This is a genomic window from Singulisphaera chitinilytica (genome assembly GCF_049331405.1).
Lineage (GTDB): Bacteria > Planctomycetota > Planctomycetia > Isosphaerales > Isosphaeraceae > PoT.
Window position 1 is genome coordinate 5072586 of sequence record NZ_CP186274.1, and the last position, 23223, is coordinate 5095808.

Below are 23223 nucleotides of genomic sequence, written 5' to 3' on the forward strand. Positions count from 1 at the left end.
GGAATCAGTGCGACTTCCTGCATCGAACAAATTTCAATTATCCTACCACATTTTCGCGAGTTCATATTTTCATCTAACCCCAATTCCTTCCTCAGGCGTGTCATCCGGATAATAGCGACTTTTCGCATTCCAATCGCGATCAAAGTCAGTTGGCGCCGGGCCCTGCCAGCCAACCGGCCGGGGTGCGACCGCGGAGCCGCAGCGTGACCTGGCCCTCGTTGTCCGCGGTCACGATGAGCTTACCGACCTCGAGACGTCCGCCGAAGTTTTGCCAGATGTGGCCGAACAGGTCGTCATGGGCGTCGAGATACTCACGCTCCCGGAAGGACTTCAGGAAGTCATCCCCACCGTCGGGCTGAAAGAGTTCGCCGAGCGTCACCGCATAGGAGACGAGCATGTCGTAGGCGATCGACGTCAACATCGAAACCTCCCCTTCCGGCCCCTCCACCCGATCGTCATATCATCGGCGCGGAATCGGCCCTATGAACGGCTCTCGAGGTGCATTCCAGTTTACGACGCCGGCCAGCATTTCTTATATTGATGCGCGCCGGCGTCGTCCAGTTCCCATCCGCGCGGGCGATTCCTCACGAATCCGCCGGATTGATCACAGCCCCCGCCCTCATCGATTCAGGAGACGGGACAATCCTCCTCCGTCGACGCCGCTGTCATCATCCTCTGCTGCCAGATCGCGTAGTTGATGAGCACGTTGCCTCGCAGCAAGCATGAGACGCAACGATCCCGAAATCCCACCTCGATCGCCGGCCCGACGATGGGTCGATTGCATCGGTCGCAATACGGGCCAGTCACCAGACGAACCGGGGGGTTCTTCCTCGGGGGTGCCATCCTGCAAGTCCTCCTAAGCGTGATGAATTGAGTCCTTCGAGGGAACTTCCCGAACATCCATCCGCAAGGCGAAACCGGAGACCTGCTCCGCGTTGTTGTTGAGGCGATGAGCCCTCCTCGCGAGATCATTCGGACCCGAGAATCGGGCTCACCTTATTCATGTTTAAAATAATTAATTAAAATATTTAATTTAAAATAAAACTATTTATATTAACATTTAATACGATCGGTCCCTCTAGAACCGCGAGAGCCGCCCCAAGACCCAACAATAATACTGAACGCATGTCCATTTCATTCGTAAGTATCCCGCCCAATCTCGGTCTTGTCAACAGAAATTCCGAATCACCATAAACCACTTAATTTTAAAAGGTTACGCCGGAATATCGTTTGAGAAATCCGGACAACCAAACCTCGACAAATCGCCCGGCATCTACTGTTCAGCCTACTGAACAGCCCCATGCTATTAGGGTCACGGAGTATCCCGAAGTGGCTGAAACCCGGGGGAGTGGGCGTCGAATTCCGTCGATAGCAGTGCTCTTGGATGTGAGTTTTCGGTGGAACTGGCGGGAACAGATGGGATCGACTCGACATCGAGCCGCTAACGTCGGGCCGACTCCGTCGATGAGTCCGGCGTCGAGGCTTCCCCTTAATTAGAGCCGTGTTCACGAGACCCTGGAACGGTCCTTGGCACTCAAAGGGATGTTCACGCAGCAGGACCATTGACAGGTGGTGCGTGAGGGATCACCCTGGCTGCGGGTTCCGCCGCGGTCGAGACATCACCCCATCCGGCCCGTGCGGAATGACGGTCCCTCGAAGCCCTCCCGGGTCGTGAACACTCGCCGGGATGAAAGGACGCACGACGAAATGGCCGACGCAAAGTCCGTGATCCGCATGAGCCTCGCCATGAGCGAAGGGGTCGTCAAGGCCTACCTCGACGACCTCTCCGATGAGGATTTTCAAATAGAAGCGATCGCCGGGATCAATCCGCTCGCGCTCCAGGTGGGCCACTTGATCAACGCCGAGTTCCGTTCCGTCGAGCGGGTCTCCCCCGGCGCCTCCCCGACCCTGCCCGACGGATTCATGGAGCCCCACGACCTGAAGACGGCGCCCCCGGGTGGCTCCCGCACGTTCCTGACCAAGGCTGAATACCTCGACCTCTGGGCGGCGCAGCGCAAGGCGACGCTCGCGGTGCTCGATGCCCTACCGGAAGAGCAACTCGATCAGCCGACCGGCATCCCCTACGCCCCCACCGTCGCCGCCCTCTTCAACGCCATCGGTGGCCACATCCTGATGCACACGGGCCAGTTCGTCGCCCTGCGTCGGAAGTTGAATAAGCCCGTCGTGATCTGATCGCAAGAGGTTTCGGCACCCCTCGCGAGCCAGGATTCGCACAAGTTAAACTCGGTCGTAGACAACGTCACGATCTTCACTCGGGCGTCATCCCTCGCACACGCGAGGGATGACGCCCGTCTTTTTGTCGTACGAAAACGCAGCGGATTGAAGCCCGAACCTCGGCAACTAGGACCAGTAGCGAGTCCGGGAGAGGCTGGGGAAGTTCGCTCGATCGGGTAGGGTACGCGAAAAAAGGCTGTACCATGGCCCGGGCCATCGCAAACGAGGCCAATCGGCGGCCAGACTTAATGAGAGGAAGCGAAAGAGGTGTTGGCGTAAGCCGCTGAGAAGCCGCACTCCTTCGCGGCATCAAAGCGTTTTTCTCGGATGGCGAAGATCAGGCAAGGCGGGGGAAGGTATCGGCGGTGGCGGTCCCGTCATTGTCGGACTCGCTCGCATCGACGTTCATCTTGCTGACGAGTTCTTCCATCTCCTTGCCGGGCTTGAAGGTTACGACGTTCTTCGCCGGGATGTCGACCTTCTCGCCGGTGCGGGGATTGCGAGCCTTGCGGGGTGCGTGACGCTTGATCTCGAATACGCCGAAGTTCCGCAACTCGATGCGGCCTTCCGCGACCAGGGTCCGCGTGATCTCGTCGAGCGTGCGCTGGACGATGTCCTTGGTCTGGAGTTGTGTCAGCCCCATTTCCTCGGAAATCATTCTGACGATTTCTTTCTTCGTCACGGCAAGAATTCCTTGGGGCAACGACGATTCGACCTTCGACTCACTTGGCTCAACTGTAGTGCTGGCTTGGGGTAGTGTCAAGGAGTTACGCAAAGCGCTTCTCCTTTTTCCGATCGGACCCTGCTTGTCGCTCACCGGAGTTCATCCGTTCCAGAAGGTCGAAGCGGGCTCGCATCGGAGGGCTCCTCCCTCGCCGATGACGTCCATGACGCCTAAGAAAACATCCTCTCAACAAATTCGGGCGTGAGATTCCCGGCGCACTTGGATTTCAGCGATATGTCCCGCAGCTCATCATCGAGCCGGATCATCAATCGAAGATTCAAGCACGAAAGTGGATCTTGCCCAGCACGCTGCATCGATGTGCATCGCCGGCCGCGTGCGTGAGGCGCCTTCGAAAAGGCAACGACCGCCCCGATAGGACGGCCGTTTCCCGCATTCCTGGGCCTTCAAACCCTTCAGGCCGCGGCCTGGTCGAGGGCGCTCGCCTCGCCCCGGACGACGCGATCATCGATGACGTACGTGTGCCCTTCGGGGCGCTCGGGCAGCTCGAACATGACCTCGAGCATGAGGTTCTCGAGGATCGAGCGGAGGGCCCGGGCGCCGGTCCCCCTGGCCTTGGCCAGGCGGGCGATCTCGCGGACGGCCTCGGGGGTGAACTCGAGCCTCGACTTGTCGTGGTAGAAGAGCAATTGATACTGCTTCAACAAGGCATCCTTCGGTTCCGTGAGGATGCGCGACAGGTCGTCGACCGAGAGCTGATTCAGGGTGCTGATGACCGGGAGCCGGCCGACCAGTTCGGGGATCATGCCGAACCGCTCGAGGTCCTCGGGGGTCACCTGGGCGACCAACTCATTCCGCTCGAGCTCGCGGTCGTTCGCCTCGGAATGGCCGAACCCGATCATCTTGCGGCCGAGCCGCTTGCCGATGATCTCCTCCAGGCCCACGAACGTCCCGCCGCAGATGAAGAGGATGTTCGACGTGTCGACCTGCAGGTATTGCTGCTCGGGGTGCTTGCGTCCCCCCTGGGGCGGGACGTTGGCGACGGTCCCTTCCAGCAGCTTCAGGAGGGCCTGCTGCACCCCTTCGCCGGAGACGTCGCGGGTGATCGAGACGTTCTGCGACGTCTTGCCGATCTTGTCGATCTCGTCGATGTAAATGATCCCACGCTCGGCGAGCGGGATGTCGAAGTCGGCCTCGCGGACGAGCTTGAGGATCAGGTTCTCGACGTCCTCGCCGACATACCCGGCCTCGGTCAGCGTCGTGGCGTCGCCGATCGCGAACGGCACGCGGAGCTTCCTCGCCAGAGACTGCGCCAGGGCCGTCTTGCCGCAGCCGGTGGGGCCGATCAGCAGGACGTTGCTCTTGGCGACCTCGACATGCTTGAGCGCCGGGTCGTCGACCTCGCGAGACTGCGCCAGGAGCCGCTTGTAGTGGTTGACCACGGCGACGGCCAGCGTCTTCTTAACTCGTTCCTGGCCGATGATATACGAATCCAGGTGGGCGACGAGCTGCCTCGGCGTCGGCAGGTCTCCCTCGAGGGCATGCTTCTGCTCGTGCTTCTCGAAGATCCGATCGCAGGCGGCCACGCACTGTGCGCAGATATGTGACGATTCCGAGCGAGAACCGCCGGTGACGAGGGCATTCCCCTCGACCATGGGCCCAACCTGGTTCGTCGGCCGGCCGCAGAAATCACAGAGAGCCGAGGGCGGCGGCCCCTCGGCCCCTTGCCCATCCGAATGTTGCGTCATGAATACCCTTCCCTGCGGGTCCGCGAAGGCCCGGAGGCGGAGTCCCCGCCCGTCGCGGAGCCAACCCGACTCCCTCCAGGATAACAAGGGTCGCCGCCAAAGTCACAGTCGTCGGTCCGGGAAGATACCCACGATCAACGCGCCCGATGACGGATCTATCGGTCGCTCGAGTTCCCGGGGTCGGCGGCCGAAAGCCGGAGACTGGCCTTCACGCCCCCTTGACTGCCGGGGAGAATTGGTCGACGAAACTCCCCCGCAAAGTCTCCCGCCCCTCCGCACTCGGATCCCCATGACCGACTCTGCTTTACGCCCTGCCCTCTGGATGCTCTTCAGTGCCCTGGCCTTCGCGACGATGGGAGCCTTCACCTCGGCCCTCGGCTCGCGCTGCGATTGGCTCGTGATCGCGTTCGTCCGCGTGGTCTTCATGCTGGTCTCGACGGCGATCCTCGCGCGAGCGGCGGGGGTCAAGCTCGTCATCTTCCGCCCGCGGACGCTCTGGGTCCGGAGCCTGGCGGGGAGCTTCAGCCTCGTCTGCAACTTCTACGCTCTCACGAAGTTACCCGTGGCCGACGTGCTGACCCTGACGAACGCCTACCCCCTCTGGATCGTCCTCCTCTCGGCGGTCCTGCTGAAGCAGGTCCCGTCGGTCTCCGAATTCGTGGGGGTGGCGAGCGGGCTCTTCGGCGTGATCCTGATCCAGCAACCGCACCTCGGCGGCGACAACCTCGCCGCGACGGTCGCCCTCGTGAGTTCCATCTCGACCGCCTGCGCGATGCTCGGCCTGCACCGCCTCAAAGGGGTCGATCCCCGCGCGGTGGTCGCGCATTTCGCGGGCGTGGCAGGCCTGATCGCCCTGACCTGGATCGGGATCCGCTGGAACTCGATGGGCCCAACCCGGTTCGATCCCGCGACGAGCCTGCTCTTATTGGGCGTGGGCGTCAGCGGCACGGCCGGCCAGTTCTTCCTGACCAAGGCTTACGCGACGGGTGTCCCCTCCCGCGTGGCCGTGGTGAGCCTGACGCAGGTCTTCTTCGGCATGATCTTCGACGTGGCCTTCTGGCACCGATCGGTCTCGCCGCTCACCCTGCTCGGCTCGACCCTGATCCTGGCCCCCACGGCCTGGCTCACGAGCCGGGGCCGCCTGGTTCGGCCTCAGCCTCACCGCATCCCCAAATCTCTTGGCGAGCCCGTTTTGCCCCGCGAAACGAGCAGTCGCCCCTGATCACGCAGTCTACGTCACCCCGCATTCAGCCCTCACCGCCCTGCCGGCCCTCGGAATCCCGCGGAAACGCTCAAGTTTCTCGCTGCGCTCGTCGAAATGACGAACACGACTTGTTGCATCGCATCCGAGAGTTCCGCCGAGGCACGCTGTCTCATGAACCGCCACGCGGGAGCCAGCTTCACGCTCAGCATCCTCATCGTGTCCTTCTTCGGGATCGCGCTCTATCAGCCCGACCCTCAGGATCCGCCCCCGGCTGCCGAGGCGTCGCCGGCGAAGATCCAGACGGCCTCGGCTGTCCCCGACGCGCGCCCCTCGGCACCGGCACCGACCCAGGGGACGCCCCTCGTCGAGGTCGAAGCCGAGCCGGTTCCCGCCGCCCCCGTCCGCGAAGTCATCAGCACCCACTTCACCCGGCCTCAGCCCCGGCCATCGCGCTCGCCCTCGGTTGCATCTCCCGTCGTCGCCAGCAAACCGCCCCAATCCAGGCCCTCCAGGAAACCCGCCGCGAGCCCTCCGCAGACCGCCACGACATCATCGAAGCCCTCCGACTCGCTCCGAACAACTTCCCGACGGTCCCCTGCGTCCCGGCGGTCACCTCAATCGGCCTTCACCGAGACCGTCGAGGGCGAATCGCTGAAAGACATCGCCCTCCGCGTCTACGGCGACCCCACCTCCATCCGCACCCTCTGGCTCGCGAACCGCGACATCATCCCCGACCAGAATTCCCCCCTCCGCGGCGGCACCCTCCTGCGAACCCCCGATGACTGACCATCCCTTCGTTCCCGATGGTCCAGCATCGCGCCGACTCACCTCCAAACGTTCCCAAGCCGGTCTTGTTCTCCCTGCGACGACTCGATAAGATAACCCTCTCAATTCAATTCGCGGGCGGCTAACTCAGCGGTTAGAGTGCCATCCTCACACGGTGGAAGTCGCTGGTTCGAATCCAGCGCCGCCCATTGCATCGCAAAGCCCTTCGGGATAAGCTCCTGGAGGGCTTTTTCGTTGCGCACCGATTGCCCGCCTGTTCCGCGACTTCACCGATTCACTTCACCGATTCAGCACCGATACCCTTTCGCAAAAGGGGCTCAAACCTACAATGCCGCGACACGGTTCCGCGTTCTGGGACAAGCGTGCCGGGTGCTGGGCGTCCTCGGCCTTGGGCGAACTGGCGTACACCAAGGAGGGGAAGGCCTACAGGAAGAAGGCCTTCAACCGCTCCCTCCGGCACCCGACCAAGGATCGCCTGGCGGCCCAGCGGTGGGTGGCCGAGGAGCTGGAGCGGCAGGCCGCGGGGCTCGTCGTCGCCGCCGAGCTGGACTTCGAGGCGATGACCGAGATCTACCTCTTCGAGGCCGAGAGGCGGCTCGGGCCCGAGGCGTACGACCGCACGGTCGAGCATCTCTCCAGGTTCGGGAACTGGCCCTCGCCCGGGGATCCGAACCGCATGGACCGGAGGAAGGCGAGGTCCATCACCCGCGGGGACGGCGAGCAGTTCCGCGACGCGATGCTCGCCCAGGGATGCTCCGAGAGCTACGTGAGCGACGGCCTGCTCAAGACGCTCAAGGCCTGCTTCCGATGGGCGGCCGAGATGGAGCCGGGCCGGCATTCGGGGCTGCCGCTCCCCGCGAACCCCATGACCGGGCTCAGGGGCCCGACCGTGCCGCGGCGAGCCTTCCGCCGCATCGACCCGGAGGCCGTCTCGCGGTTCATCCGCTGGGCGTGGAGGAGGGCGACGAAGGCCGGCGACGGCCCCAACGGCATCCACGCGAGGTCGGCCATCGTCCTGCTGATGACGCTCAGGGACACGGGCGCCCGGCCCAAGGACCTCTGCGTCGCGGAATGGGACGACTGGTCGCTGCTGCCGGGCGGGTGGGGGCTATTAAGGCTGCCGGCCTGGAAGTGGAAGAACGGGAACAAGACGGGCGAGGACCGGATCATCGCGGTGCCGCCCCACTGCGCCAGGCGGATCGAGGCGATCAGGGCGCGGCCCGACCGGCACGCCACGGCGATCTTCACGCACCGCAGGCCCCGGGGACACCGCGCGGCGAACCTGGGCACGGCCGAGGCGGGCGAGCCCTGGGTCTGGCTGGATCCGGAGAGGAAACGCAAGGGCGACACGAAGATGCTTCAGCAGTGGTTCAATCGCCTCAGGACCCGGGGGGCCGCCGAGGGATACCCTCTCCCCGAGGGGTTCCGCCTCTACTTCAACAGGAGCTACTACACCACGGAGGCGAGGCGGCGCGGGGTGAACGACGCGGCGCTGGCCAAGGCGCTCGGGACCAGCGTGAGGATGCTCGACCGGCACTACACCGACCAGGACGAGAGCGACGTGCTCGGGGTCGCGATGGCGGCGAAGCGTCCGATCACCGCCTCGCCGAACGCTTCCGGTTCCGCCGGCTGACCCCATCCGGGCCGACGGCCCCGGCCGCCGCGGGGGCGGGCCGGGCCTCGGCCTGCGTCTCCGCGACGACCCCGACGACGGTATGGGCTTCGAGGAACCGCCGCCAGTCCTCGCGGAAGATGCGGACGGTCTTCGGGCCCCGCTGGACCCCGAGCCGCGAGTCGGGATCCACGAAGGCCTTCAGCCGCCCCGCGGTCACCCACTTCAGCACCTTGTCCGTCGAGACCCCGAGCTCGGCGGCAGCATCCGCTATCGAGATCGCGATCGGCCTCACATCCGGTTCGGCTCTCGTGCTCATCTCCCCCGCCCTCCCTCGTCCCTTCTGATCCACTCGGAATAGTCGGTGCGAACGGCCACCCCTCGTCTGCCCTTGTGCGTGACGAATGCCCAACCGGGATGCGCCGGATCCAGTTCATCGAAGGTGTATTCATCGCCCTTCTCCAGGCGATCGATGGCGTAGTACGAATCGTGGGCCATGGTGCATCGGAGTCGGTCCCCGCGCCTCCATCGGTATGGCGGCTTGGGCTTCAACTCAGGGCCGGACAGGGCACCGCACTGCCGGGCATATTCCATGAAGGCCTCGACCTTCACCCGCTTCGCGGGGACCGCGGAAGCCGGGATGACCTCGGCCTCGATCAGCATCTCGGCGACCGCCTTCAGGTCGGCCAGCTCGAGGGCGAGCCGCTCGGCGTTCGTCCTGTCCTGCTCGGGCTGCACCTCGTCCGCCCCGAAGCGGAGGGCCTTGGAGGCCCTCACCGAGATCCGGGAGCACAGCTCGATGATCTCGGCACACTCCTCCATCAGGCACACCAGCAGATGCTCCTGCTTGTTCACTTCCGTCGCCTCCGCTTTGCAGCATTGAGTTCGGCTCGATACTTCTGCCAAAGCCCCGCATCGGTGATCAGCGCCCTCGCCACCCGGACCTCTTGCCGCCGCTCCAAGACCTCGGTCATCAGCACGATGAGCTGATCCCCTCGGACGCCGAAAGGCGTCTCGGCCGCCACAGGCCCGGCCATCATGTCGATAGCCTTTCGCAGTTGCTCGTTCGTCAGCCTCATCGTTCCACCACCTCTGTATCGCAGTTGGCCCACTCCTCCTCGTAGTCCACGGCCACCGGCAAGCTCGGCTGCTGGATCGCTGCGGCCTTCATGTCCGACCAGTTCATGTTGTTCGACGCCCACTCATAGACCTCGCTGTCGCTCGCCTCGAGCAATGGAAGCGAGTCCTCCCGGTAGGACCGCTCGACGTCGTTGCCGAACTCGTCGGCGTAGTGCTCGGCCCGGCTACGCGCTATGACCTCGATCGGGACGTCCCAGACCGTGTTGTCGCTGAACGTCACCCTCAGATACTTGGCCATCTCAAACCCTCCCTCAAATGCCTGCCCCCGATTCCCATGATTCGAAACCACTCGTCGCCATGAGTTGCCGATATGAATCGATGCTTCGCAGGACGCTCTTCGCTGCCTGCTCGAGACTGGCCATCTCCTGGCCTGCATAACGCAACCCGCCTCGCATCACGAACGAGACCGCCTCGCCGACCTTGGAACCCGGGGAATAGTGCGACTGGATTGGGATACCGCTCGCCTTCGTGAAGGCGGCCACCTCAGACTGGAGCTTTTCGTAATTGAACTTGAGGCCTGCGATCTCGCCCTCATACCGATTGCGAATGATCTCCTCGCAACGGGCGGTCGCATTCGCAGCCGCCCGCCCCTCGGCCTCGCGGATCGTCCTCTCGGAGGTGCCGCCCTCGGCCGCCGTGCGGAGGATCGACGCGATGAAATGCCGGGGCCATTCGATCGGCTGGAGCTTCGGGGCCTGCCTGATGATGGCGAGCTTGCCGGCCTTCGGGGCGAGCAATCCCCACGTCGCCGGCAGCTCTTCCGCCTTCACCAGGTCAGGCGAACCCGCGACGATGTACCAGCGGTCGCAGTAGCGGCAGACCGCCTCGGCCTTCGAGGGATCGGCAAGCTCTCGCATCCAGTCCGAGCGAGAGACCTTGATCTCGAACCCGGTCAGCTCGAGGCCTCGGCTCGGATAGCAGCACATGGCGATTGCGTCGGCCGAGCGGCTCTTGTGCCCACCGGTCCCGTCGCCGACCTCCTCGAGCATTGCGAACTCGGGGAGGCTGTATCGCTGCCGGAGGGCAACTCGCACTTCGTGAGTGCTCCATATTTTGATAGCTGGTGCGGTAGCCATTACCTCTGCCACTCCCCTTTCCTACCGATCCCGTTGCGCGTCACCGGCCTGTAGACCCACTCGCCCCCCTCGCGGTAGACGAGCCAGAACCTGAACCACGGGTGCCGGTCGGCGACCGCCTTGATCTTCACCGCCGCGTCGTCCTCCAGGTGCCCCTTCGTGTCGTGCAGCTCGACCGTGCCGTCGGCGAGCCAGACGAGGAAGTCGACCGTCAGGAACGTCTTGCCGGCGATGCGGAACTTGAACGGCTCGAACCGCCAGTCATTGATCTCGCCGCAGAGCTTGAGCGTCGCCAGGTGGTCGGCGTAGGCACGCTCGGTCCTGTTCATCCCCTCGTGGTCGACGGCCTTGGTGCGGGGGTTCTTCGCCCGGGCCTGCTCGGCCAGTTCGCCGAACCCCCACTCGCGGAGCTGCCTGGCGGTGACGCGGTTCGCCATGTCAGTCGGCCTCGCCGTCGTCGTCGGTGACGATCACTCTGGGCTCGCCTTTCAACGCGCGGATCTCTTCATGCAACCGACGCAGTTCCGCCTCGAGCTGTTCGATGTGGCGGAACACAAACTTGAAATCAGCCTTCTCGACGAGGGTATTGCACGACTCCCAAAGCCTCTGAAACTCGGGCGGGAGCAGCGTCGCGGTTCGGGGTGCATCCGAAATCAGTCGCTCGCGATCCGCCAGGGTGTCGGCGAGCCGTCTCAGCAATCCGGTCAAGGGCGGATATTCGTCGCAGGCGGCGAACGATCGCGCCTCGCTGACCAAGTCATCAATGTTGGTTGACGTTTGATTCACCGTGCTACCTCGCATCCTTCCGGCATTGGGAACCCGAACATCGCCAGGTCGGCCCTGGTCGCTGGTCGCCACGTCCCCTCCCAGACGAACAGGCCCAGCTCCCCCTGCGGCTCGACCCACGCCTCGCCGAACTCCATGCGATCGAGGTCGAAGTGGCTGCTCCGCGCATAGGCCTCGGCCGTCATGCCGCCCTTGATGGCCAGGAGGGTCGGGCGGAAGCCGGGCCGGGCGACGAACAGGAGCTTCGCCCGCTCCTCGGTCGGCTGCGACTCGACGTGGATCGCGATCGTCGCCATCAGGCCACCTCGCTGGGGTGAGAGGTTTTGGCCGGCGACATGGGCATCAGCAGCCCTTCGACGCCTGGCTCGACTTCGAAGCGAACCGGCTGGGCGGCACCGACCACCTCGATCTCATCTGAGAACGGCGGCCGAGGGACGAAGAGTTCGACCTGATGCTTGAGGAGAATCCCCAGGTATATCGGATTGAGTGAAACGCCCTCCGCGACAGCGACGGACGAGTGCTTGTCGAGGTCGACCTTGGTGCCGTGGCAATCCGAGCAGATCGCACCGTGGCGTTGGCAGCAGGGGCAGGTCTGAAGGCCGGTCCCCTCGCAGTGTGGGCATCGGTCCAGGCCGTCGAGCGTCGGGGTTGGAACCGGCTCGGTCTCCCAGCGATCGCGGCCGACGAAGAGGTCTGCGACATGCTTCGGGAACTTCCTGTCGTCGGGTGACGGTAGCGCGTCGCACACCTCCTTCGTCGCGGCGACCCGGACCATGATGCGGCCGTCCGTCGCATAGATATGCCCATCCATCTCGAACGGTAGTTCCAGGCTATACCGGTGGTGCTCCTCGTCGATGCAGTCGCGGAAGATCGGCGGAAGCAGGTCGAACACAGGATGCTTGCTGATTTGTTCCTTGCTCAACTTCTGAATCTCAGCCTTCGCTACCATCATCCCCTCCCCCACACCATCGAGATCACCCGCATCACCCACGAGCCGGCCCGGGCACGCCGCCCCGACCTCCGCTCGACCACCACGAAGACCTCGCTCCACCGGGCCAGCGACGGCCCGGTCAGCACCACCGACCACTGCTTGCGCTCGCTCAATCCAGGGTCTCCGAGGACTCGGTTGTCACAGGTCACGACACGGGGCCGGGCGTGATGTGGGCCGTAGTCGGCCGCAGCTCGGCCGGCACCTCATACCGCTTGACGAAGTCTTCAGGCTTCAGGACGACAGCACCAAAGCCGTCGGCGTCAAACACGACCCATTCGCCTTGAATTCGATCGTCATATTTGAAGTCGGCGACATGAGCCGGGAGTCCCCGGGCATCACGTCTCTGGTATTGCTCGCCGACTTTGATAGTGTGCGTTCGGCCGTCCACGAAGACCCGACGGAAAGGCTGAGCATCGGCCGAGGTCGAGCTCGGAGACCACGGTTCCCCGGCCTCGTATTTCTTCATCAGCATGTCTTGCCGCTCACCCCATTCGATCCGCTTGGCCTCGACCGAAGTGCGATACCGGTCGTTGGCGGCCCGGATCTCGGTGTCACGCTGAGCCTCGAGTTGGGTGACCGCGGTATGATAGGCGTCCGCTATCGCCCACAACTTGTCGTACAGCTCGTCCGTCGTCATGCCGTCACCCGCCCTTCTCTCTTCGTCGGCTCTTCGTCGATCGTCCCCGGCGTGTAGCACCACCTGGGCAGCTTCTCGATCACGCGCAGGAACTTCTCGGCCTCGGCCTGCGTCTCGAACCTCGCGGCCCTGTGAGCCATCCGCGTCGTCCTGCACCGCTTGAACCTGGGCAGCGGGACCATGCGGATCTCGCCGCCGAACTCGCGCCTGCTCGTCATGAAGATCACGTGGTTGCCCGTCGGAGGTGCGGGCTTGGTCGGCTTCTTCTTCTCCGCGACTTGCCCCCCCATTTTTGCTTGCTCATGCCATCACCTTCCCTTCCATCACCTCGAACCTCTCGAGCATGATCTGCACCATCCGGAAGTCGCGATTCATCCCGAGCTTGAACGTGCCCAGCGACCTCGCCCCCGGCCTGAGTCGCTTGACGCAGGTGAGGACGTTCGACTGCACGAAGTCGGCACGCCAGAGGACGAGGTATCTCGCCCCGTCGTCCCCCTCGGCGTAGAAGAACCCGGTGCCGACCTCGAACGTCCTCGCCAGCTCCACGAACGCCGGGTGCCATTCCTCCCGGAAGAGCTGGGCCTGCCGGTTGCTGTGGGCGTGCCAGGTGAGCCGGCCTTGGTCGGTCTTCGCGAGGTCGATGCCGTGCGCTCGGCTGGCCTCGAGGCGGTCGACCTCGAGCAGGGAGTCGAGGGCGGCGAGGGTGATGGGGTCGGGCTCGATCCGGTGCATGGCGGTCAGGCCCCCATCGCGAGCTGTGTTTCGATCGCCTTGACGTGTAGGAGCCTCGCCCGCAGGAGGCCGTCGAGCTTGCCGTCGAGGACCTGGCGGGGATCCCCCTTCCACTCCGTCTCGTGGTCGATGACGCGGCGGTCGCCCGCGAGGACGTAGCTCCGCATCTGGGCCCCGAACGAGACGTCCGGCTTCCGCTTCCAGGCGTCCTTGACCGACTGGCCCCGCTGGATCAGCCAGAGGCGGAGGATCTTCTCCTTCAGGGCCTCGAGGGCGATCTCGTCGTTGGCGTGCTGCGATCGGTCGCTGCGGGACTCGGCGAAGATCCCGGTCGGGATGTGCGTGTATCGCACCGCCGAGTCCGTTTTATTTTGGTGCTGGCCGCCCGGCCCGCCGGCGCGGAACGTGTCACGCCGGAGGTCCTTCTCGCGGAGGATCACGCGGTAATGGGCGGGATGCTTGGTCGCTTTCATGGTCCACTTTCGCTCCTGAGTATGATTCGAACTCGCCTCAGTCCTCGGCCCACTCTTCCTTCGTCGCCCGGATCACCCCGAAGGCCTCCTGCTCCTTCAGGAGCGGATCCACGGCGGTCCAGGCCCCGTCGCCCTCGCTGCAGGTGTAGCGGGCCTCCTTGCGGCTCCCCTTGGACTCGTTGGCACGCCGGGGGATGTTGTCGGCCCCGACGAACCAGAGGAGCTTTTGCCCGCCCGTCACGGCTCGTCGGCCCAGGCGGGCGGCCAGTTCACGCGGGTCGCGTTGCGAAAGCCCCTGTTCGTGAGTCGCAAGGGCGATTTGACGGCAACAAATGTCTTGATCACATCCAACTCGCTGAATTGGACCGACACCTTGTATTGCTCGTCGGAACCATCGGTATCCGCAACGCAACCGATGCCGTAATTCGGGTGCCACAATTCATTGCCAATGCATACGATTTCCTTTTCTTCAGACCAGAGGTCGCTGATCGGAGTGCCTGGCCAACGCGACTGCGGCAAGGTGCTAATAGCCGCCTTCTGTGGCGATGATAGGGGTGACGCCTTGCGTGCGTCCTCGATCAGCCGGACCACCTCCGAGACGAAGTTGGCATCGGCCTCGAACCATTCCCCGAGGCCGCGGTGAGCGGAGAAGCGTGCGTGGAGCTGGGCTTCTTCATGCTCCCCGCCCGGTATCGTCCCCATCAACTTCAGCGGGTTGGGGTTGCCCGTCTGGAGCGCGGCCAATCGCTTCCTCGGGTCTCTGGCCGTCCCGATCTTTATGGCTCTCGCGACCCGATCGCGGATGAAGTAGACGTGAGGCATCGCTTCTTACCCCAGAAAGAAACCGAAAGGAAATCCGGGAAAACCTGGAAAAACTCGCCAAAGCAAAGGAAAGAAAGAGGAATCGACGCGAGGCTTGAACCCGCCGCCCGGCCTGCCGGATCGACTAGTGAACGATTCTTTCCGCGATGGGCGCTCTTTATTGTTGCCAGCGAGGGCGATGCGATCCCTCGCACCTCAGCCCATCGCCACCACGTCGCCCCGGCCTGGACGATCCGTCATCCGGCCGGTGCGACGACCCCCAAGCTGCTCACGCCCGTCCGGGCAACGCGATGTCGGGCGAACTCCTGAAGGGGGCATCAGGACGCCCGTGCTGGTTGGTTCACCCCCCCCCCTTGCCCCAGAGCCGGTCGAGGGCGGCCGTGGCCTCCCTCTTGGACATGTTCCTGGCCTCGGCCGCGGCGACGCCGTTGCGGATCAGGTGGGCCACCTGCTTGGGGGTCGCCAGCCCGAACTTCCTGCGGTCCGAGAGCACGTCCAGGAGTCGCGAGAGCCTACGCCTCGACAGCGTCTCGGGGCTCGTGATCCCGAACGTCAGCGCGTACTCGATCTGCTTGTCGGTCGGCGGGTCGTGGCGGGCGTCGGTGTTGCCACGCATGACCACCCCGAGGGTCTCGGCGGTCGCGAGCGGGTCGTAGCTGACGCGGCGGTACTTCACCTGGCGCTCCCGGGCCTGGATGCGGAGCACCTGCCGCTGCTGCTGGGTCGCCCTCGCCTGCTCGATCGCCTCCATGAGGTCGCTGCCGGGCTTGGCCTTGAGCAGCTCGTCGGCGATGTCGAGGACCTCGCCGTCCGTGTCCGTCGTGTCGAAGAGGTCGGCCGGGCGCACCAGGTCGTGCTTCTCGGTCAGGAAGTTGAAGTCGACGAGCAGGCAGTCGGCCTTGCCCGGCGCCAGCCTCGTCCCCCGCCCGACCATCTGGCTGTAGAAGGCCCGGCTCTTGGTCGGCCGGCAGAGCCCGATCGCGGCCGTCGTCGGCGCGTCGAACCCCTCGGTGAGCAGGTTGCAGTTGGCGAGGACCTGGAGGTCCCCCGCCTTGTATCGCGCGATCTTCTCCGCCCGGTCCGGGCAGTCGCCCGAGATCCAGTCGGCGGCCAGGCCGATCGACTGCATCGCCGAGGCCATCGCCATGGCGGACCCCACGTCGGGGGTGAAGGTCAGGGTCTGGCGGTCGCCGACCTCCTGGCGGATCGCGTTGGCCAGGGTGTCGATCAGCGGGGCGATCCGCTCCTCGAGGTCGGCCTGGTTGAAATCGCCGCCCGTGGTGCGGATCCCGCGGAGGTCGATCCCCACGTCGCACTGGACGAACCGGAGCCGCGAGAGGTAAGGCCCGGGGGCGGGCGCCGTCATCGCGTCCCAGATCGACATCTCGTAGGCGACCGACTCGAAGACCGTCGTCAGCTCGTCCTCGTCCGCCCTGTCCGGCGTCGCGGTGACGCCGAGCACCTTGGCGGACCGGAAATGCTTGATGATGTTCTGATAGGTCTCGGCCGTCGCGTGGTGCGCCTCGTCGACGATGATGAGCCGGAAGTGGTCGCGGTCCCAGCTCTTGAGCCTGGCCCGCTGGAGTGTCTGCACGGTGCCGACGACCACGTCGGGGTCGAACATGGCCCGTGCGTGGGACCCGGCCCGCTCGACGCCCGCCACGATGCCGACGCGTTCGAGCGTGTTCACCGCCTGGTCGACCAGCTCGCCGCGGTGGGCGAGGATCAGGACCCGGCCCCCCTTCTCGACAACGGCCCGGCTGATCTTGGAGAAGAGCACCGTCTTGCCCGTGCCCGTGGGCAGGATCACGAGCGTCGACTTGCGGCCCCCGGCGAACTCGCGCCGGACGGCCTCGGTGGCCTCGACCTGGTAGGGCCGGGCGGTGAGCGTGTCGGCCCCCATCTCCGGGCCGGCGAACAGCGTCGTCATTCGGGCGAACCTCCGGTCCTGTTACTTGATCCAGTAGCCTCGCCCGTAGCACTTCGGGCACTGGCCGAGCATCCCGATCGTCCCGACGCCGCCGCACCCGCCGTCCTCGGTGCTCGGGCAAGGCAGCCAGTGCCGGGGGTGGTCCGTCTTGAGGAAGCGCGACAGCCGATAGGCGTAGCCGGAGGACGACGAGCCCCCGAGCCGCCTGGCGAGATTCAGGGCCCGCCTGGCGTGGTGCAGGAACGTGCCCCTGGCGGGCTCGAGCCGGCGATAGAGCAAGGCGTCCGCGTCGAACGTGCGGCGGAGCGACTCCGCGATGAGCGGCCGCGCGGGCAATCCCTCGAGCCAGGCCGCGTCATCCTCGGCCTCGTCCCCTTCCGTCGCCTCGCCGCCGGTGCCCATGGGCACCGCTTCGGCCTCGGCCTCGGGCGTGGGATCCGGCTCCGGCTCGGTGATCTCGACCGTCGCGTCCGGCGCGATCCGCCCCGCGGCCCTGGCCCTGGCGATCGCGGGCGGATCCTCCGAGGCGACGCCGTTGACGAGCGTCCCGCCCTGCCGGTGCCCATGGGCACCGCCCTCGGGCCTGGGCAACTTGCGGTCGACCGTCTCCTGGACGTGCCTCGCGGTGAGCCTCCCCTCGGGGGCGGTGGCCTTGGCCTCCTCCCAGACCTCGGCCCGCTTGCCCGGCTCGATCGCGGCGAGGGGGCGGAGCTGGCGTTCGGGGATCCTCGGCTGAGCCGGGGCGGTGCCCATGGGCACCACCTCCTGCTCGATCAGGGCGGCGGCGATCTGGCGGTTGATGTAGTTCTTGGACCGGCCGAACTCGCCGGCGATGCACTCGGCCCAGCTCGGGTAGCCGAGCGCCTTCCAGCCCTCGCGGTCCCTCAGCTCGAGCGCCATCTCGCGGATGTCGTCGAGCCCCTTGCGGATGACCTGGCAGGTGGCGAGGGCCTCCTCGCGGTTCATCGGCTTCTGGACGGTGACGGAGACGGTCGCGGCGGCATTGCTCATGACGACCTCCTCGCGCCGAAGCGCTCGCCGAGGTCCGCGACCGCCTCGCGCCAGTCGCCGTAGACGCCGAGCCGCACGCCCAGCTCGAAGAGGCTGATGGAACGCTCGCCCGGCTCCCAGTACCTCCCGGTCTCGATCGAGACGGACGCCGACGGCGTGCGGTCCTCGCGGTGGATCGCGTGGCACTGGCACCAGCCGGCGGAGTTCGCCGACCTCGAGGCGAGCCGCACGCCCCAGCCCTCCGCGACCGAGAGCTTGTCGCCGATCGCGTCGAGCACGTCGTTCGCCTGGTATCGCCCCACGACGGCCTGGTCGACCTGGCGTTTGGCGGGGACGAACGAGGCGGCGGGCGTCGCGGCCGGGGGCCTCGGGGCCTGGATCGGCGGGAGGTCGAGGATCCACTTCGGGCAGGGGGCGGGCATGGGCAGTCGCGCCGGGCTCTGGGCCTTGGACGAGAACCGGTATCGCTCCCCGGTCCTCGGGTGGATCGACGGCGGGGCGACGATCAATGAGCGGTCGCAGAGCCGCTCGACGGCCGAGTGCTCCCCCTCGCCCTTCCAGAGGAACGCCTTGGGTAGCTCGCGGCCGAGCCAGTTCGGCAGCCGGAACCAGAGGTGCAGGCCGTCGCCGCCGCTGTGCGTCGACCAGGTCGTCGGCACCGGCATCCCGCGGGAGAGGAACCAGTCGCGGGCCTCGGGCCCGTCGAGGTCGATGACGAGGAGCCTCCATCGGCGGCCGGTCATGACCTGGATCGACGGGGTCTCCCACTGGTCGAAGAGGTCGGCCGGTGCCGGCTCCTCCCACCACCGCGCGAACCGCACGAGCGGGCGCTTGGCGTCCTGCCTCATCGGCAGCGGGTTGAACCCCCGCTGCCTGTAGAAGGTCGCCCAATTGCGGGCCAGGGCGACGTCTTGATCCGTGACGATGGACATGGCGAGAACCTCAGTTGCTGAGCGCCTCTTCGTACATCTCATGCTTGGCCTTGGCGGCGTCGACCTCGGCCCTGATCTGCGCCGGACGCTCGACCTTGGCATAGCGCCAGGCCTCCTCCTCGACGTTGCCCGGGTTCTGGAGCCAGAGCGGGGCGATCAGCTCGACCACCGCCTGCGGCTCGAACTTGAACCCCTCGGGCAGCGTGACCAGCCGCTCGGCCGCCGCCTGCTTCAGGAGGTGGTTGAGGAGCTGGTTCGGGTGGTCGAGCACCCCGTCGTGCCCGTCCGGTGTCGGCTTCCCCTTGTCGCGGAACTTCCCCTTCCACCACTCGTTGGCCATGCGGACGAAGTCGCCGGCCCAGGTGCGGATCTCGCCGCAGGCCTTGGCGATCTCCTGGCGAGAGGGGAACTGCTGATTCACCGACTCTCGGGTCGGGGCCACGTCGGCTGCGTTGCCGCCCTGGAGTGCGTTGAGCTTTCGGAGGCACTGGCCGTAGGCATGCCTGACCTGGGCCGAATCCCAGTCGATCAGGCGATTGGGGAACTCCTGAATCTTCCCCCACTCGTTGATGTATTTGAGCAGTCCGACCGAGTATCGCTGCTCCTGCTCGCGGACCCACGCGAAAAAGGCCTTGCCGGTGCGGGGCGTCTCGTCGTCATGCGAGGCCTCGCTGTAGGGCTCCTCGGTGGATCGCGTCACCGGGACGACGGGCTCTTGAGGCTTGGCTTCCTCAACCGGGCCGAACTCGGGCACGCCATCGTTGTAGAGGTATCGCCCCACGCCGAACTTGACCGCCGCCCGCTTGAAGGCGTCGGAGAACCCCGACTTGTCGTCGTCGCCGGAGTCGGCCATGCCGGCGTAGCCGCCCGCGTCCATCTTGGTGATGGTCGAGCCGTCGGCGAGGCGGATCGTCAGGCGGCACATGACCGAGTTCTCGCCCGGGATGTACCTGTCCCACCAGTTCGCCGGCCCGAGCACCTCGTCGAGCCGGTTCATCACCGTGCGGGCGGTGACGTAGCGGAGCTGCTTGCCGCCCTGCGCCCGGGCCTTCACCTCGTTGGGCTCGAACTTCGCGACAAGGCGTTGGAATATCGCTTCGTTGCTCATATCTGTCCCCCTCGTCGTTCGTTGGTCCTCGTTCGCCCCGGCCGGCGGGATGGGCCGGCCGGGGCAATAACGCGTCGCAGTCCTTTGCTCGGCGTCCAGTACCGATGTGTCGTCGCGGTCAGGCCGAGCGTCGCATCGCCGGCCCGGCGGCCTCGTACTCGAGGTCCAGCTCCTCGTAGCGGCTGACGTAGCCCGGCCGCTTGGCCAGTTCCAGTTCTTCGAGGTAGGCCTCGATGACGGCCCGCTGGATCAGCGAGCGGCACTGCGCGTTGATCGGGTGCGAGACGTCGGCGTGGAGCTTGGCCTGGCCCATCGCGTGGCGGGTGGCCCGGTGCTCGTCCTGGCGGACGCCGCAGTTGTTGCAGAAGCGGCTCCGCATGTGGTTCTTGGTGCCGCAGTGGTGGCAGCGGTCGGTGAGCTTGCGCGAGGGCATCGCCACGAACATGCCGCCGATCGACGACTCGATGACCTTCAGGTCGCGGACGACGAACATGCCGTCGAGCGTGATCGAGCAGAAGGCCCGCAGGCGCTCGTTGCGGTCGGTCCTGCCCTCGGCCAATTTGATCCTGACTTCTGTGACTCGCATGGGGAAACTCCTGGGCTTTCGTCGGCTGCCGGCGGGGCGTCGGTCCCCGCGTCTCGAGGGAACCCGGGCGGTCCTGCCCGGGAAGGCGACGGCGGCGGAGTTGCACCGCGGGCCCGGCGTGCGGGCCTCCCGATCGTCCGGGCGGTGGCGGCTCGCCACCCTCGGCGTCGCGGGTGACTTCACTTGGCCAGCTCCTTCTCGGGCTTCTGCTCGCCGATCCCGTCGATGTAGACCTTGAGCCGCTTGAGGTCGGCTTCCAGGGCCTCGGACGATGAGTAGTGGGCGTGGGGCAGCAGCTTGTGGATGAACCCGATGACCAGGTCCATCGCCCTGTCGGGGTCGGCGATCGCCTTGCCCTTGAGGCTGAAGGACAGCACTTCCTTGCCGCTCTCGTTGCACTCGCCCACCTTGGTGAGCTGCACGAACGCCCGGTGGCCACGCATGATGCTCATCGCCAGTTCGCCTCCGCCGTGAGCTTCGTGGACTCGCGTCGCTCGAACGAGCGGATGAGGGCCCGGGTTTGCCGGCTCGGAGGCATCTCCCTGAACCTGACCTGACCGTTGAGGATCTCGAGTCGGCGGCTCGATCGCTCGAGCATCGCTGCGAGTGCCCTGGACGCCTGGACCTCCTTCGGCCGGGGCCTCGCGACGAAGGCGGCTTTCTCGAGCTTCCTCGAGTCCCGCCTCTCCGTAGCGAGATAAAAGACGGCGACGCCCTGGTTGTGCCGCTGCTCCCTGCGGGTGGCATCGCCCGAGGCTACCAAGGCCTCGAGCTTGGCCCTGACCACCTCGAAGGAGTAATGCCTCAGCATCGACTCGCGGATCGATGATGCGGAGTGCTCCCGCTCCCCCAGGGCCTTGAGGACCCGCGTGCGTTCGGGGTTGTTCATCGGAGGCCCTCCAGCACGGCGACCCCGACGCATCCCGCCCCGTCCTCGTCGAATCGGGGCTCGACCTGGTCGTCGTCCTCCTTCTTCGTCGGGTGCATCCGCTCGAGGACCAGCAGACCATCCTCGGTCAGCTCGAATTGCCCCTCGCGGACCTCCCGGGCGATCCGCATCGTGAGCATCGCATCGAGTTCGTACCAGATCTCGTTGTGAGTCATCTGGGCATGCTTGGCGATGCCTCGGACCCCGACCGGGCCGAGCAGGTAGAGGTATTGCATGACGTTCATGCCGCACGCCCTTTCCCCGTCCCGATCTCGTGGCGGAGCTCCTCGAGGCCGGCGGAGTGGAGCTGGCAGACGCGGAACTCGCAGAGCCCCAGGTCCCGGCCCAGCTCGGCGAACGTCGGGCGGTCGCCGATGTAGTAGCGGCGGATGATCTCCCGCTCGCGGCGGCGGAGGCATCGGGTCAGGCGGCGGACCTCCTCGGCGGACTCCTCGGCCTCGATCGCCGAGCCGACCGGGGGCTCGTCGGAGGTCAGGGCCTTGAGCAGGGGACGCCGCACGCCCAGCACCTTGCGGGTGCCGCTGAGCAGCCACTCGGCCTCCTCGAGCCGCCAGAGCTTCGGGGCCCCCTCGTAGCCCCGCGAGCGGCCGTAGCCCTTGAGGCGTTCCCGACGCATGAAATCGAAGCACGAGCCTTCGACGCGTTGGCGGGAGTAGGTCTCGAACGAGGCCCCCTTGTCGGGGCGGTAGGTCCGGGCGGCCTGGACGAGGCCTTCGTGGACGGCCCCCTTCCAGTCGATGCTGAACTGCGGGTACTTGCGGGCGAACGCCCGGCCGATCCGCCTGGCCCGCTTGTAGTGGGCCTCGCAGAGGGCCTGCTGGGAGATCGAGAGGCCGGGGCTGGCCTCGACGTTCTCTCGTGCTATAATTTGATCGCATGTGATTTCGTTGATGGTTGGGGCGTTGTGCGACGCCCCGACCTTTTTTGTTGCGCCGATCCTCGCTTCCTGGGTCGCTAGCACGGTCGTCTCCTGATGTGTGGGGCGAAAACCTGCCGGGCCTTGGCCTGCCCGGCAGGCTGAGTAGGCATCTGGGTTGTCACGTTGGCCGGGGTTAACTTTGACGGGAACCGGGACACTCGCCGGCTGACTCCCGGGCCGCCTCCATCGCCCTTTGCGGAGCATGGTTCAGAACCAGGCGGTTGATTTGCGGCCCAGCACGATCCCGCCCAGCGTCCAGACCGAGACCGTCAGGACGTCGAAGACGAGCGGCAGGGCGTTGATGAGCACGATGGCCAGCGAGAGGGCCAGGGCGACGCCGACCAGGAACGCGACCTTGGCCGGGTTCATGCGAGCCCCTTGAAGTCGACCGGGTTGAGGCCGAGGGTCAGGCAGACCTCGCGGAGGATCTCCTTCTCCTGCGGCTCGAACTCGCCGTCGGCGCCCGCGATGCCGATCCCGATCTTGACCACCGAGCGGGCGTAGTCGGTCCCCTTGACCTTCCCGATCGCGTCGAAGAGGTCCTGCTTGGCGATCTCGTTGGTCGCCTTGGAGTAGTAGCCCTCGAGCGTGGTGGCGAGCTGCTCGCGGTCGAAGGACTGGAAGAGGTCGCCCTTGCGGACGAAGTCGGCACCGGCCTTCCGCTCGGCCGGCTCGATGTCGCCGTCGGCCCCGGCGACGAGGGCGATGGCCGCCAGGGTGGCGTTGACCGCGGCACGGTCCCGTATCTTGGCGAACTCGGCCCCGAGGCCGGTCCCCGACGCGAACGACTTGAGCTTGTCCAGGAACCCCATAGACCTGTCTCCCCTGCTCATCTCTAGACATGACCCGCTCTGACGTTGAGCG

General features: G+C 65.8%; 34 protein-coding genes and 1 tRNA gene. 5 read left to right on the plus strand and 30 right to left on the minus strand.

The window, feature by feature from the left end; all coding sequences use genetic code 11:
* Window positions 1–145: 145 nt before the first annotated feature.
* Window positions 146–421 carry a hypothetical protein gene (locus ACOYYX_RS20000; RefSeq protein ID WP_422923050.1) on the minus strand — a complete coding sequence of 92 codons (276 nt, stop codon included), beginning with the start codon at window positions 419–421 and terminating at the stop codon, window positions 146–148.
* Between the two features lie 1286 nt (window positions 422–1707).
* On the opposite strand from ACOYYX_RS20000, the gene ACOYYX_RS20005 reads away from it, so the two are divergent.
* Complete coding sequence (locus ACOYYX_RS20005; RefSeq protein ID WP_422923052.1) at window positions 1708–2193, plus strand: DinB family protein; 486 nt, start codon at window positions 1708–1710, stop codon at window positions 2191–2193.
* 379 nt (window positions 2194–2572) lie between these two features.
* On the opposite strand, the gene ACOYYX_RS20010 is transcribed toward ACOYYX_RS20005, so the two are convergent.
* Window positions 2573–2917, minus strand: a complete 345-nt coding sequence (locus ACOYYX_RS20010) for an HU family DNA-binding protein (protein ID WP_422931642.1) — start codon at window positions 2915–2917, stop codon at window positions 2573–2575.
* 455 nt (window positions 2918–3372) lie between these two features.
* Entirely contained in the window at window positions 3373–4665 is a 1293-nt protein-coding gene (clpX, locus tag ACOYYX_RS20015) for an ATP-dependent Clp protease ATP-binding subunit ClpX (RefSeq protein WP_422923054.1), read from the minus strand.
* A gap of 289 nt (window positions 4666–4954) precedes the next feature.
* Here clpX and ACOYYX_RS20020 point away from each other — a divergent pair, with 289 nt between their 5' ends.
* From ACOYYX_RS20020 to ACOYYX_RS20035, 4 genes are all read left to right on the plus strand, one after another.
* Window positions 4955–5887, plus strand: coding sequence for a DMT family transporter (locus ACOYYX_RS20020; protein ID WP_422923056.1), 933 nt, complete (start codon window positions 4955–4957; stop codon window positions 5885–5887).
* Between the two features lie 153 nt (window positions 5888–6040).
* Entirely contained in the window at window positions 6041–6655 is a 615-nt protein-coding gene (locus tag ACOYYX_RS20025; protein WP_422923058.1) for a LysM peptidoglycan-binding domain-containing protein, read from the plus strand.
* A gap of 115 nt (window positions 6656–6770) precedes the next feature.
* Window positions 6771–6843, plus strand: a tRNA-Val gene (locus ACOYYX_RS20030).
* Window positions 6844–6983: 140 nt separating this feature from the next.
* A complete protein-coding gene (locus ACOYYX_RS20035) occupies window positions 6984–8288 on the plus strand; it encodes a tyrosine-type recombinase/integrase (RefSeq protein WP_422923060.1) in 1305 nt (434 codons plus the stop codon).
* Here the strand turns inward: ACOYYX_RS20035 and ACOYYX_RS20040 are convergent.
* The 27 genes from ACOYYX_RS20040 to ACOYYX_RS20170 form a co-directional block, all read right to left on the minus strand.
* Window positions 8251–8586, minus strand: coding sequence for a helix-turn-helix domain-containing protein (locus ACOYYX_RS20040; RefSeq protein ID WP_422923062.1), 336 nt, complete (start codon window positions 8584–8586; stop codon window positions 8251–8253). The two genes, ACOYYX_RS20035 and ACOYYX_RS20040, sit on opposite strands and share 38 nt — an antisense overlap.
* Window positions 8583–9122 (minus strand): hypothetical protein, encoded by a 540-nt coding sequence (locus ACOYYX_RS20045; protein WP_422923064.1) that lies wholly within the window; start codon window positions 9120–9122, stop codon window positions 8583–8585. Before ACOYYX_RS20045 ends, ACOYYX_RS20040 begins: the two co-directional genes overlap by 4 nt.
* Entirely contained in the window at window positions 9119–9346 is a 228-nt protein-coding gene (locus ACOYYX_RS20050) for a hypothetical protein (protein ID WP_422923066.1), read from the minus strand. Before ACOYYX_RS20050 ends, ACOYYX_RS20045 begins: the two co-directional genes overlap by 4 nt.
* On the minus strand, window positions 9343–9645 hold the full coding sequence (locus tag ACOYYX_RS20055; RefSeq protein WP_422923068.1) for a hypothetical protein: 303 nt from the start codon (window positions 9643–9645) through the stop codon (window positions 9343–9345). Before ACOYYX_RS20055 ends, ACOYYX_RS20050 begins: the two co-directional genes overlap by 4 nt.
* Window positions 9646–9658: 13 nt before the next feature.
* Window positions 9659–10441 carry a hypothetical protein gene (locus ACOYYX_RS20060; protein WP_422923070.1) on the minus strand — a complete coding sequence of 261 codons (783 nt, stop codon included), beginning with the start codon at window positions 10439–10441 and terminating at the stop codon, window positions 9659–9661.
* Between the two features lie 41 nt (window positions 10442–10482).
* On the minus strand, window positions 10483–10920 hold the full coding sequence (locus tag ACOYYX_RS20065; protein ID WP_422923072.1) for a hypothetical protein: 438 nt from the start codon (window positions 10918–10920) through the stop codon (window positions 10483–10485).
* 1 nt (window position 10921) lies between these two features.
* Entirely contained in the window at window positions 10922–11341 is a 420-nt protein-coding gene (locus ACOYYX_RS20070) for a hypothetical protein (protein ID WP_422923074.1), read from the minus strand.
* Window positions 11266–11565, minus strand: a complete 300-nt coding sequence (locus tag ACOYYX_RS20075) for a hypothetical protein (protein WP_422923076.1) — start codon at window positions 11563–11565, stop codon at window positions 11266–11268. Before ACOYYX_RS20075 ends, ACOYYX_RS20070 begins: the two co-directional genes overlap by 76 nt.
* The gene (locus ACOYYX_RS20080; protein ID WP_422923078.1) at window positions 11565–12218 is read right to left on the minus strand and encodes a hypothetical protein; all 654 of its coding nucleotides are present in this window, start codon (window positions 12216–12218) and stop codon (window positions 11565–11567) included. The genes ACOYYX_RS20075 and ACOYYX_RS20080 overlap by 1 nt, the downstream gene beginning before the upstream one ends.
* Window positions 12218–12409 carry a hypothetical protein gene (locus tag ACOYYX_RS20085; RefSeq protein WP_422923080.1) on the minus strand — a complete coding sequence of 64 codons (192 nt, stop codon included), beginning with the start codon at window positions 12407–12409 and terminating at the stop codon, window positions 12218–12220. Before ACOYYX_RS20085 ends, ACOYYX_RS20080 begins: the two co-directional genes overlap by 1 nt.
* Window positions 12406–12897, minus strand: a complete 492-nt coding sequence (locus ACOYYX_RS20090; protein WP_422923082.1) for a hypothetical protein — start codon at window positions 12895–12897, stop codon at window positions 12406–12408. The genes ACOYYX_RS20085 and ACOYYX_RS20090 overlap by 4 nt, the downstream gene beginning before the upstream one ends.
* A complete protein-coding gene (locus ACOYYX_RS20095) occupies window positions 12894–13187 on the minus strand; it encodes a hypothetical protein (RefSeq protein WP_422923084.1) in 294 nt (97 codons plus the stop codon). The genes ACOYYX_RS20090 and ACOYYX_RS20095 overlap by 4 nt, the downstream gene beginning before the upstream one ends.
* Window positions 13188–13197: 10 nt before the next feature.
* On the minus strand, window positions 13198–13629 hold the full coding sequence (locus ACOYYX_RS20100; RefSeq protein ID WP_422923086.1) for a hypothetical protein: 432 nt from the start codon (window positions 13627–13629) through the stop codon (window positions 13198–13200).
* Window positions 13630–13634: 5 nt separating this feature from the next.
* Complete coding sequence (locus ACOYYX_RS20105; RefSeq protein ID WP_422923088.1) at window positions 13635–14102, minus strand: peptide chain release factor-like protein; 468 nt, start codon at window positions 14100–14102, stop codon at window positions 13635–13637.
* A 37-nt stretch (window positions 14103–14139) separates the two neighbouring features.
* On the minus strand, window positions 14140–14343 hold the full coding sequence (locus ACOYYX_RS20110) for a hypothetical protein (protein ID WP_422923090.1): 204 nt from the start codon (window positions 14341–14343) through the stop codon (window positions 14140–14142).
* Window positions 14340–14924: a GIY-YIG nuclease family protein gene (locus ACOYYX_RS20115; RefSeq protein ID WP_422923092.1), complete on the minus strand. Its 585-nt coding sequence runs from the start codon at window positions 14922–14924 to the stop codon at window positions 14340–14342. Before ACOYYX_RS20115 ends, ACOYYX_RS20110 begins: the two co-directional genes overlap by 4 nt.
* Window positions 14925–15264: 340 nt before the next feature.
* The gene (locus ACOYYX_RS20120; RefSeq protein ID WP_422923094.1) at window positions 15265–16854 is read right to left on the minus strand and encodes a DEAD/DEAH box helicase; all 1590 of its coding nucleotides are present in this window, start codon (window positions 16852–16854) and stop codon (window positions 15265–15267) included.
* Between the two features lie 21 nt (window positions 16855–16875).
* On the minus strand, window positions 16876–17865 hold the full coding sequence (locus ACOYYX_RS20125; protein ID WP_422923096.1) for a hypothetical protein: 990 nt from the start codon (window positions 17863–17865) through the stop codon (window positions 16876–16878).
* Window positions 17862–18797, minus strand: coding sequence for a bifunctional DNA primase/polymerase (locus tag ACOYYX_RS20130; protein ID WP_422923097.1), 936 nt, complete (start codon window positions 18795–18797; stop codon window positions 17862–17864). The genes ACOYYX_RS20125 and ACOYYX_RS20130 overlap by 4 nt, the downstream gene beginning before the upstream one ends.
* A 10-nt stretch (window positions 18798–18807) precedes the next feature.
* On the minus strand, window positions 18808–19905 hold the full coding sequence (locus ACOYYX_RS20135; protein WP_422923099.1) for a Rad52/Rad22 family DNA repair protein: 1098 nt from the start codon (window positions 19903–19905) through the stop codon (window positions 18808–18810).
* 118 nt (window positions 19906–20023) lie between these two features.
* Window positions 20024–20491 carry a SpoVG family protein gene (locus tag ACOYYX_RS20140; protein ID WP_422923101.1) on the minus strand — a complete coding sequence of 156 codons (468 nt, stop codon included), beginning with the start codon at window positions 20489–20491 and terminating at the stop codon, window positions 20024–20026.
* Between the two features lie 179 nt (window positions 20492–20670).
* Window positions 20671–20943 (minus strand): hypothetical protein, encoded by a 273-nt coding sequence (locus ACOYYX_RS20145; RefSeq protein WP_422923103.1) that lies wholly within the window; start codon window positions 20941–20943, stop codon window positions 20671–20673.
* Window positions 20940–21380 carry a hypothetical protein gene (locus ACOYYX_RS20150; RefSeq protein WP_422923105.1) on the minus strand — a complete coding sequence of 147 codons (441 nt, stop codon included), beginning with the start codon at window positions 21378–21380 and terminating at the stop codon, window positions 20940–20942. The genes ACOYYX_RS20145 and ACOYYX_RS20150 overlap by 4 nt, the downstream gene beginning before the upstream one ends.
* Window positions 21377–21664: a hypothetical protein gene (locus tag ACOYYX_RS20155; RefSeq protein WP_422923107.1), complete on the minus strand. Its 288-nt coding sequence runs from the start codon at window positions 21662–21664 to the stop codon at window positions 21377–21379. Before ACOYYX_RS20155 ends, ACOYYX_RS20150 begins: the two co-directional genes overlap by 4 nt.
* Window positions 21661–22401, minus strand: a complete 741-nt coding sequence (locus ACOYYX_RS20160) for a sigma-70 family RNA polymerase sigma factor (RefSeq protein ID WP_422923108.1) — start codon at window positions 22399–22401, stop codon at window positions 21661–21663. The genes ACOYYX_RS20155 and ACOYYX_RS20160 overlap by 4 nt, the downstream gene beginning before the upstream one ends.
* Window positions 22402–22566: 165 nt before the next feature.
* Window positions 22567–22728, minus strand: a complete 162-nt coding sequence (locus ACOYYX_RS20165) for a hypothetical protein (protein ID WP_422923110.1) — start codon at window positions 22726–22728, stop codon at window positions 22567–22569.
* Entirely contained in the window at window positions 22725–23171 is a 447-nt protein-coding gene (locus tag ACOYYX_RS20170; protein ID WP_422923111.1) for a tellurite resistance TerB family protein, read from the minus strand. Before ACOYYX_RS20170 ends, ACOYYX_RS20165 begins: the two co-directional genes overlap by 4 nt.
* Window positions 23172–23223: the final 52 nt, after the last annotated feature.

What these genes read in the sequence shown, in the direction of transcription:
- ACOYYX_RS20000 (WP_422923050.1), bottom strand. Translation starts at nt 421, where the DNA reads ATGTTGACGTCGATCGCCTACGACATGCTCGTCTCCTATGCGGTGACG.
- ACOYYX_RS20005 (WP_422923052.1), top strand. Translation starts at nt 1,708, where the DNA reads ATGGCCGACGCAAAGTCCGTGATCCGCATGAGCCTCGCCATGAGCGAA.
- clpX (WP_422923054.1), bottom strand. Translation starts at nt 4,665, where the DNA reads ATGACGCAACATTCGGATGGGCAAGGGGCCGAGGGGCCGCCGCCCTCG.
- ACOYYX_RS20020 (WP_422923056.1), top strand. Translation starts at nt 4,955, where the DNA reads ATGACCGACTCTGCTTTACGCCCTGCCCTCTGGATGCTCTTCAGTGCC.
- ACOYYX_RS20025 (WP_422923058.1), top strand. Translation starts at nt 6,041, where the DNA reads ATGAACCGCCACGCGGGAGCCAGCTTCACGCTCAGCATCCTCATCGTG.
- ACOYYX_RS20035 (WP_422923060.1), top strand. Translation starts at nt 6,984, where the DNA reads ATGCCGCGACACGGTTCCGCGTTCTGGGACAAGCGTGCCGGGTGCTGG.
- ACOYYX_RS20040 (WP_422923062.1), bottom strand. Translation starts at nt 8,586, where the DNA reads ATGAGCACGAGAGCCGAACCGGATGTGAGGCCGATCGCGATCTCGATA.
- ACOYYX_RS20050 (WP_422923066.1), bottom strand. Translation starts at nt 9,346, where the DNA reads ATGAGGCTGACGAACGAGCAACTGCGAAAGGCTATCGACATGATGGCC.
- ACOYYX_RS20055 (WP_422923068.1), bottom strand. Translation starts at nt 9,645, where the DNA reads ATGGCCAAGTATCTGAGGGTGACGTTCAGCGACAACACGGTCTGGGAC.
- ACOYYX_RS20065 (WP_422923072.1), bottom strand. Translation starts at nt 10,920, where the DNA reads ATGGCGAACCGCGTCACCGCCAGGCAGCTCCGCGAGTGGGGGTTCGGC.
- ACOYYX_RS20075 (WP_422923076.1), bottom strand. Translation starts at nt 11,565, where the DNA reads ATGGCGACGATCGCGATCCACGTCGAGTCGCAGCCGACCGAGGAGCGG.
- ACOYYX_RS20080 (WP_422923078.1), bottom strand. Translation starts at nt 12,218, where the DNA reads ATGGTAGCGAAGGCTGAGATTCAGAAGTTGAGCAAGGAACAAATCAGC.
- ACOYYX_RS20090 (WP_422923082.1), bottom strand. Translation starts at nt 12,897, where the DNA reads ATGACGACGGACGAGCTGTACGACAAGTTGTGGGCGATAGCGGACGCC.
- ACOYYX_RS20095 (WP_422923084.1), bottom strand. Translation starts at nt 13,187, where the DNA reads ATGGGGGGGCAAGTCGCGGAGAAGAAGAAGCCGACCAAGCCCGCACCT.
- ACOYYX_RS20100 (WP_422923086.1), bottom strand. Translation starts at nt 13,629, where the DNA reads ATGCACCGGATCGAGCCCGACCCCATCACCCTCGCCGCCCTCGACTCC.
- ACOYYX_RS20105 (WP_422923088.1), bottom strand. Translation starts at nt 14,102, where the DNA reads ATGAAAGCGACCAAGCATCCCGCCCATTACCGCGTGATCCTCCGCGAG.
- ACOYYX_RS20115 (WP_422923092.1), bottom strand. Translation starts at nt 14,924, where the DNA reads ATGCCTCACGTCTACTTCATCCGCGATCGGGTCGCGAGAGCCATAAAG.
- ACOYYX_RS20120 (WP_422923094.1), bottom strand. Translation starts at nt 16,854, where the DNA reads ATGACGACGCTGTTCGCCGGCCCGGAGATGGGGGCCGACACGCTCACC.
- ACOYYX_RS20125 (WP_422923096.1), bottom strand. Translation starts at nt 17,865, where the DNA reads ATGAGCAATGCCGCCGCGACCGTCTCCGTCACCGTCCAGAAGCCGATG.
- ACOYYX_RS20130 (WP_422923097.1), bottom strand. Translation starts at nt 18,797, where the DNA reads ATGTCCATCGTCACGGATCAAGACGTCGCCCTGGCCCGCAATTGGGCG.
- ACOYYX_RS20135 (WP_422923099.1), bottom strand. Translation starts at nt 19,905, where the DNA reads ATGAGCAACGAAGCGATATTCCAACGCCTTGTCGCGAAGTTCGAGCCC.
- ACOYYX_RS20140 (WP_422923101.1), bottom strand. Translation starts at nt 20,491, where the DNA reads ATGCGAGTCACAGAAGTCAGGATCAAATTGGCCGAGGGCAGGACCGAC.
- ACOYYX_RS20145 (WP_422923103.1), bottom strand. Translation starts at nt 20,943, where the DNA reads ATGAGCATCATGCGTGGCCACCGGGCGTTCGTGCAGCTCACCAAGGTG.
- ACOYYX_RS20150 (WP_422923105.1), bottom strand. Translation starts at nt 21,380, where the DNA reads ATGAACAACCCCGAACGCACGCGGGTCCTCAAGGCCCTGGGGGAGCGG.
- ACOYYX_RS20155 (WP_422923107.1), bottom strand. Translation starts at nt 21,664, where the DNA reads ATGAACGTCATGCAATACCTCTACCTGCTCGGCCCGGTCGGGGTCCGA.
- ACOYYX_RS20165 (WP_422923110.1), bottom strand. Translation starts at nt 22,728, where the DNA reads ATGAACCCGGCCAAGGTCGCGTTCCTGGTCGGCGTCGCCCTGGCCCTC.
- ACOYYX_RS20170 (WP_422923111.1), bottom strand. Translation starts at nt 23,171, where the DNA reads ATGGGGTTCCTGGACAAGCTCAAGTCGTTCGCGTCGGGGACCGGCCTC.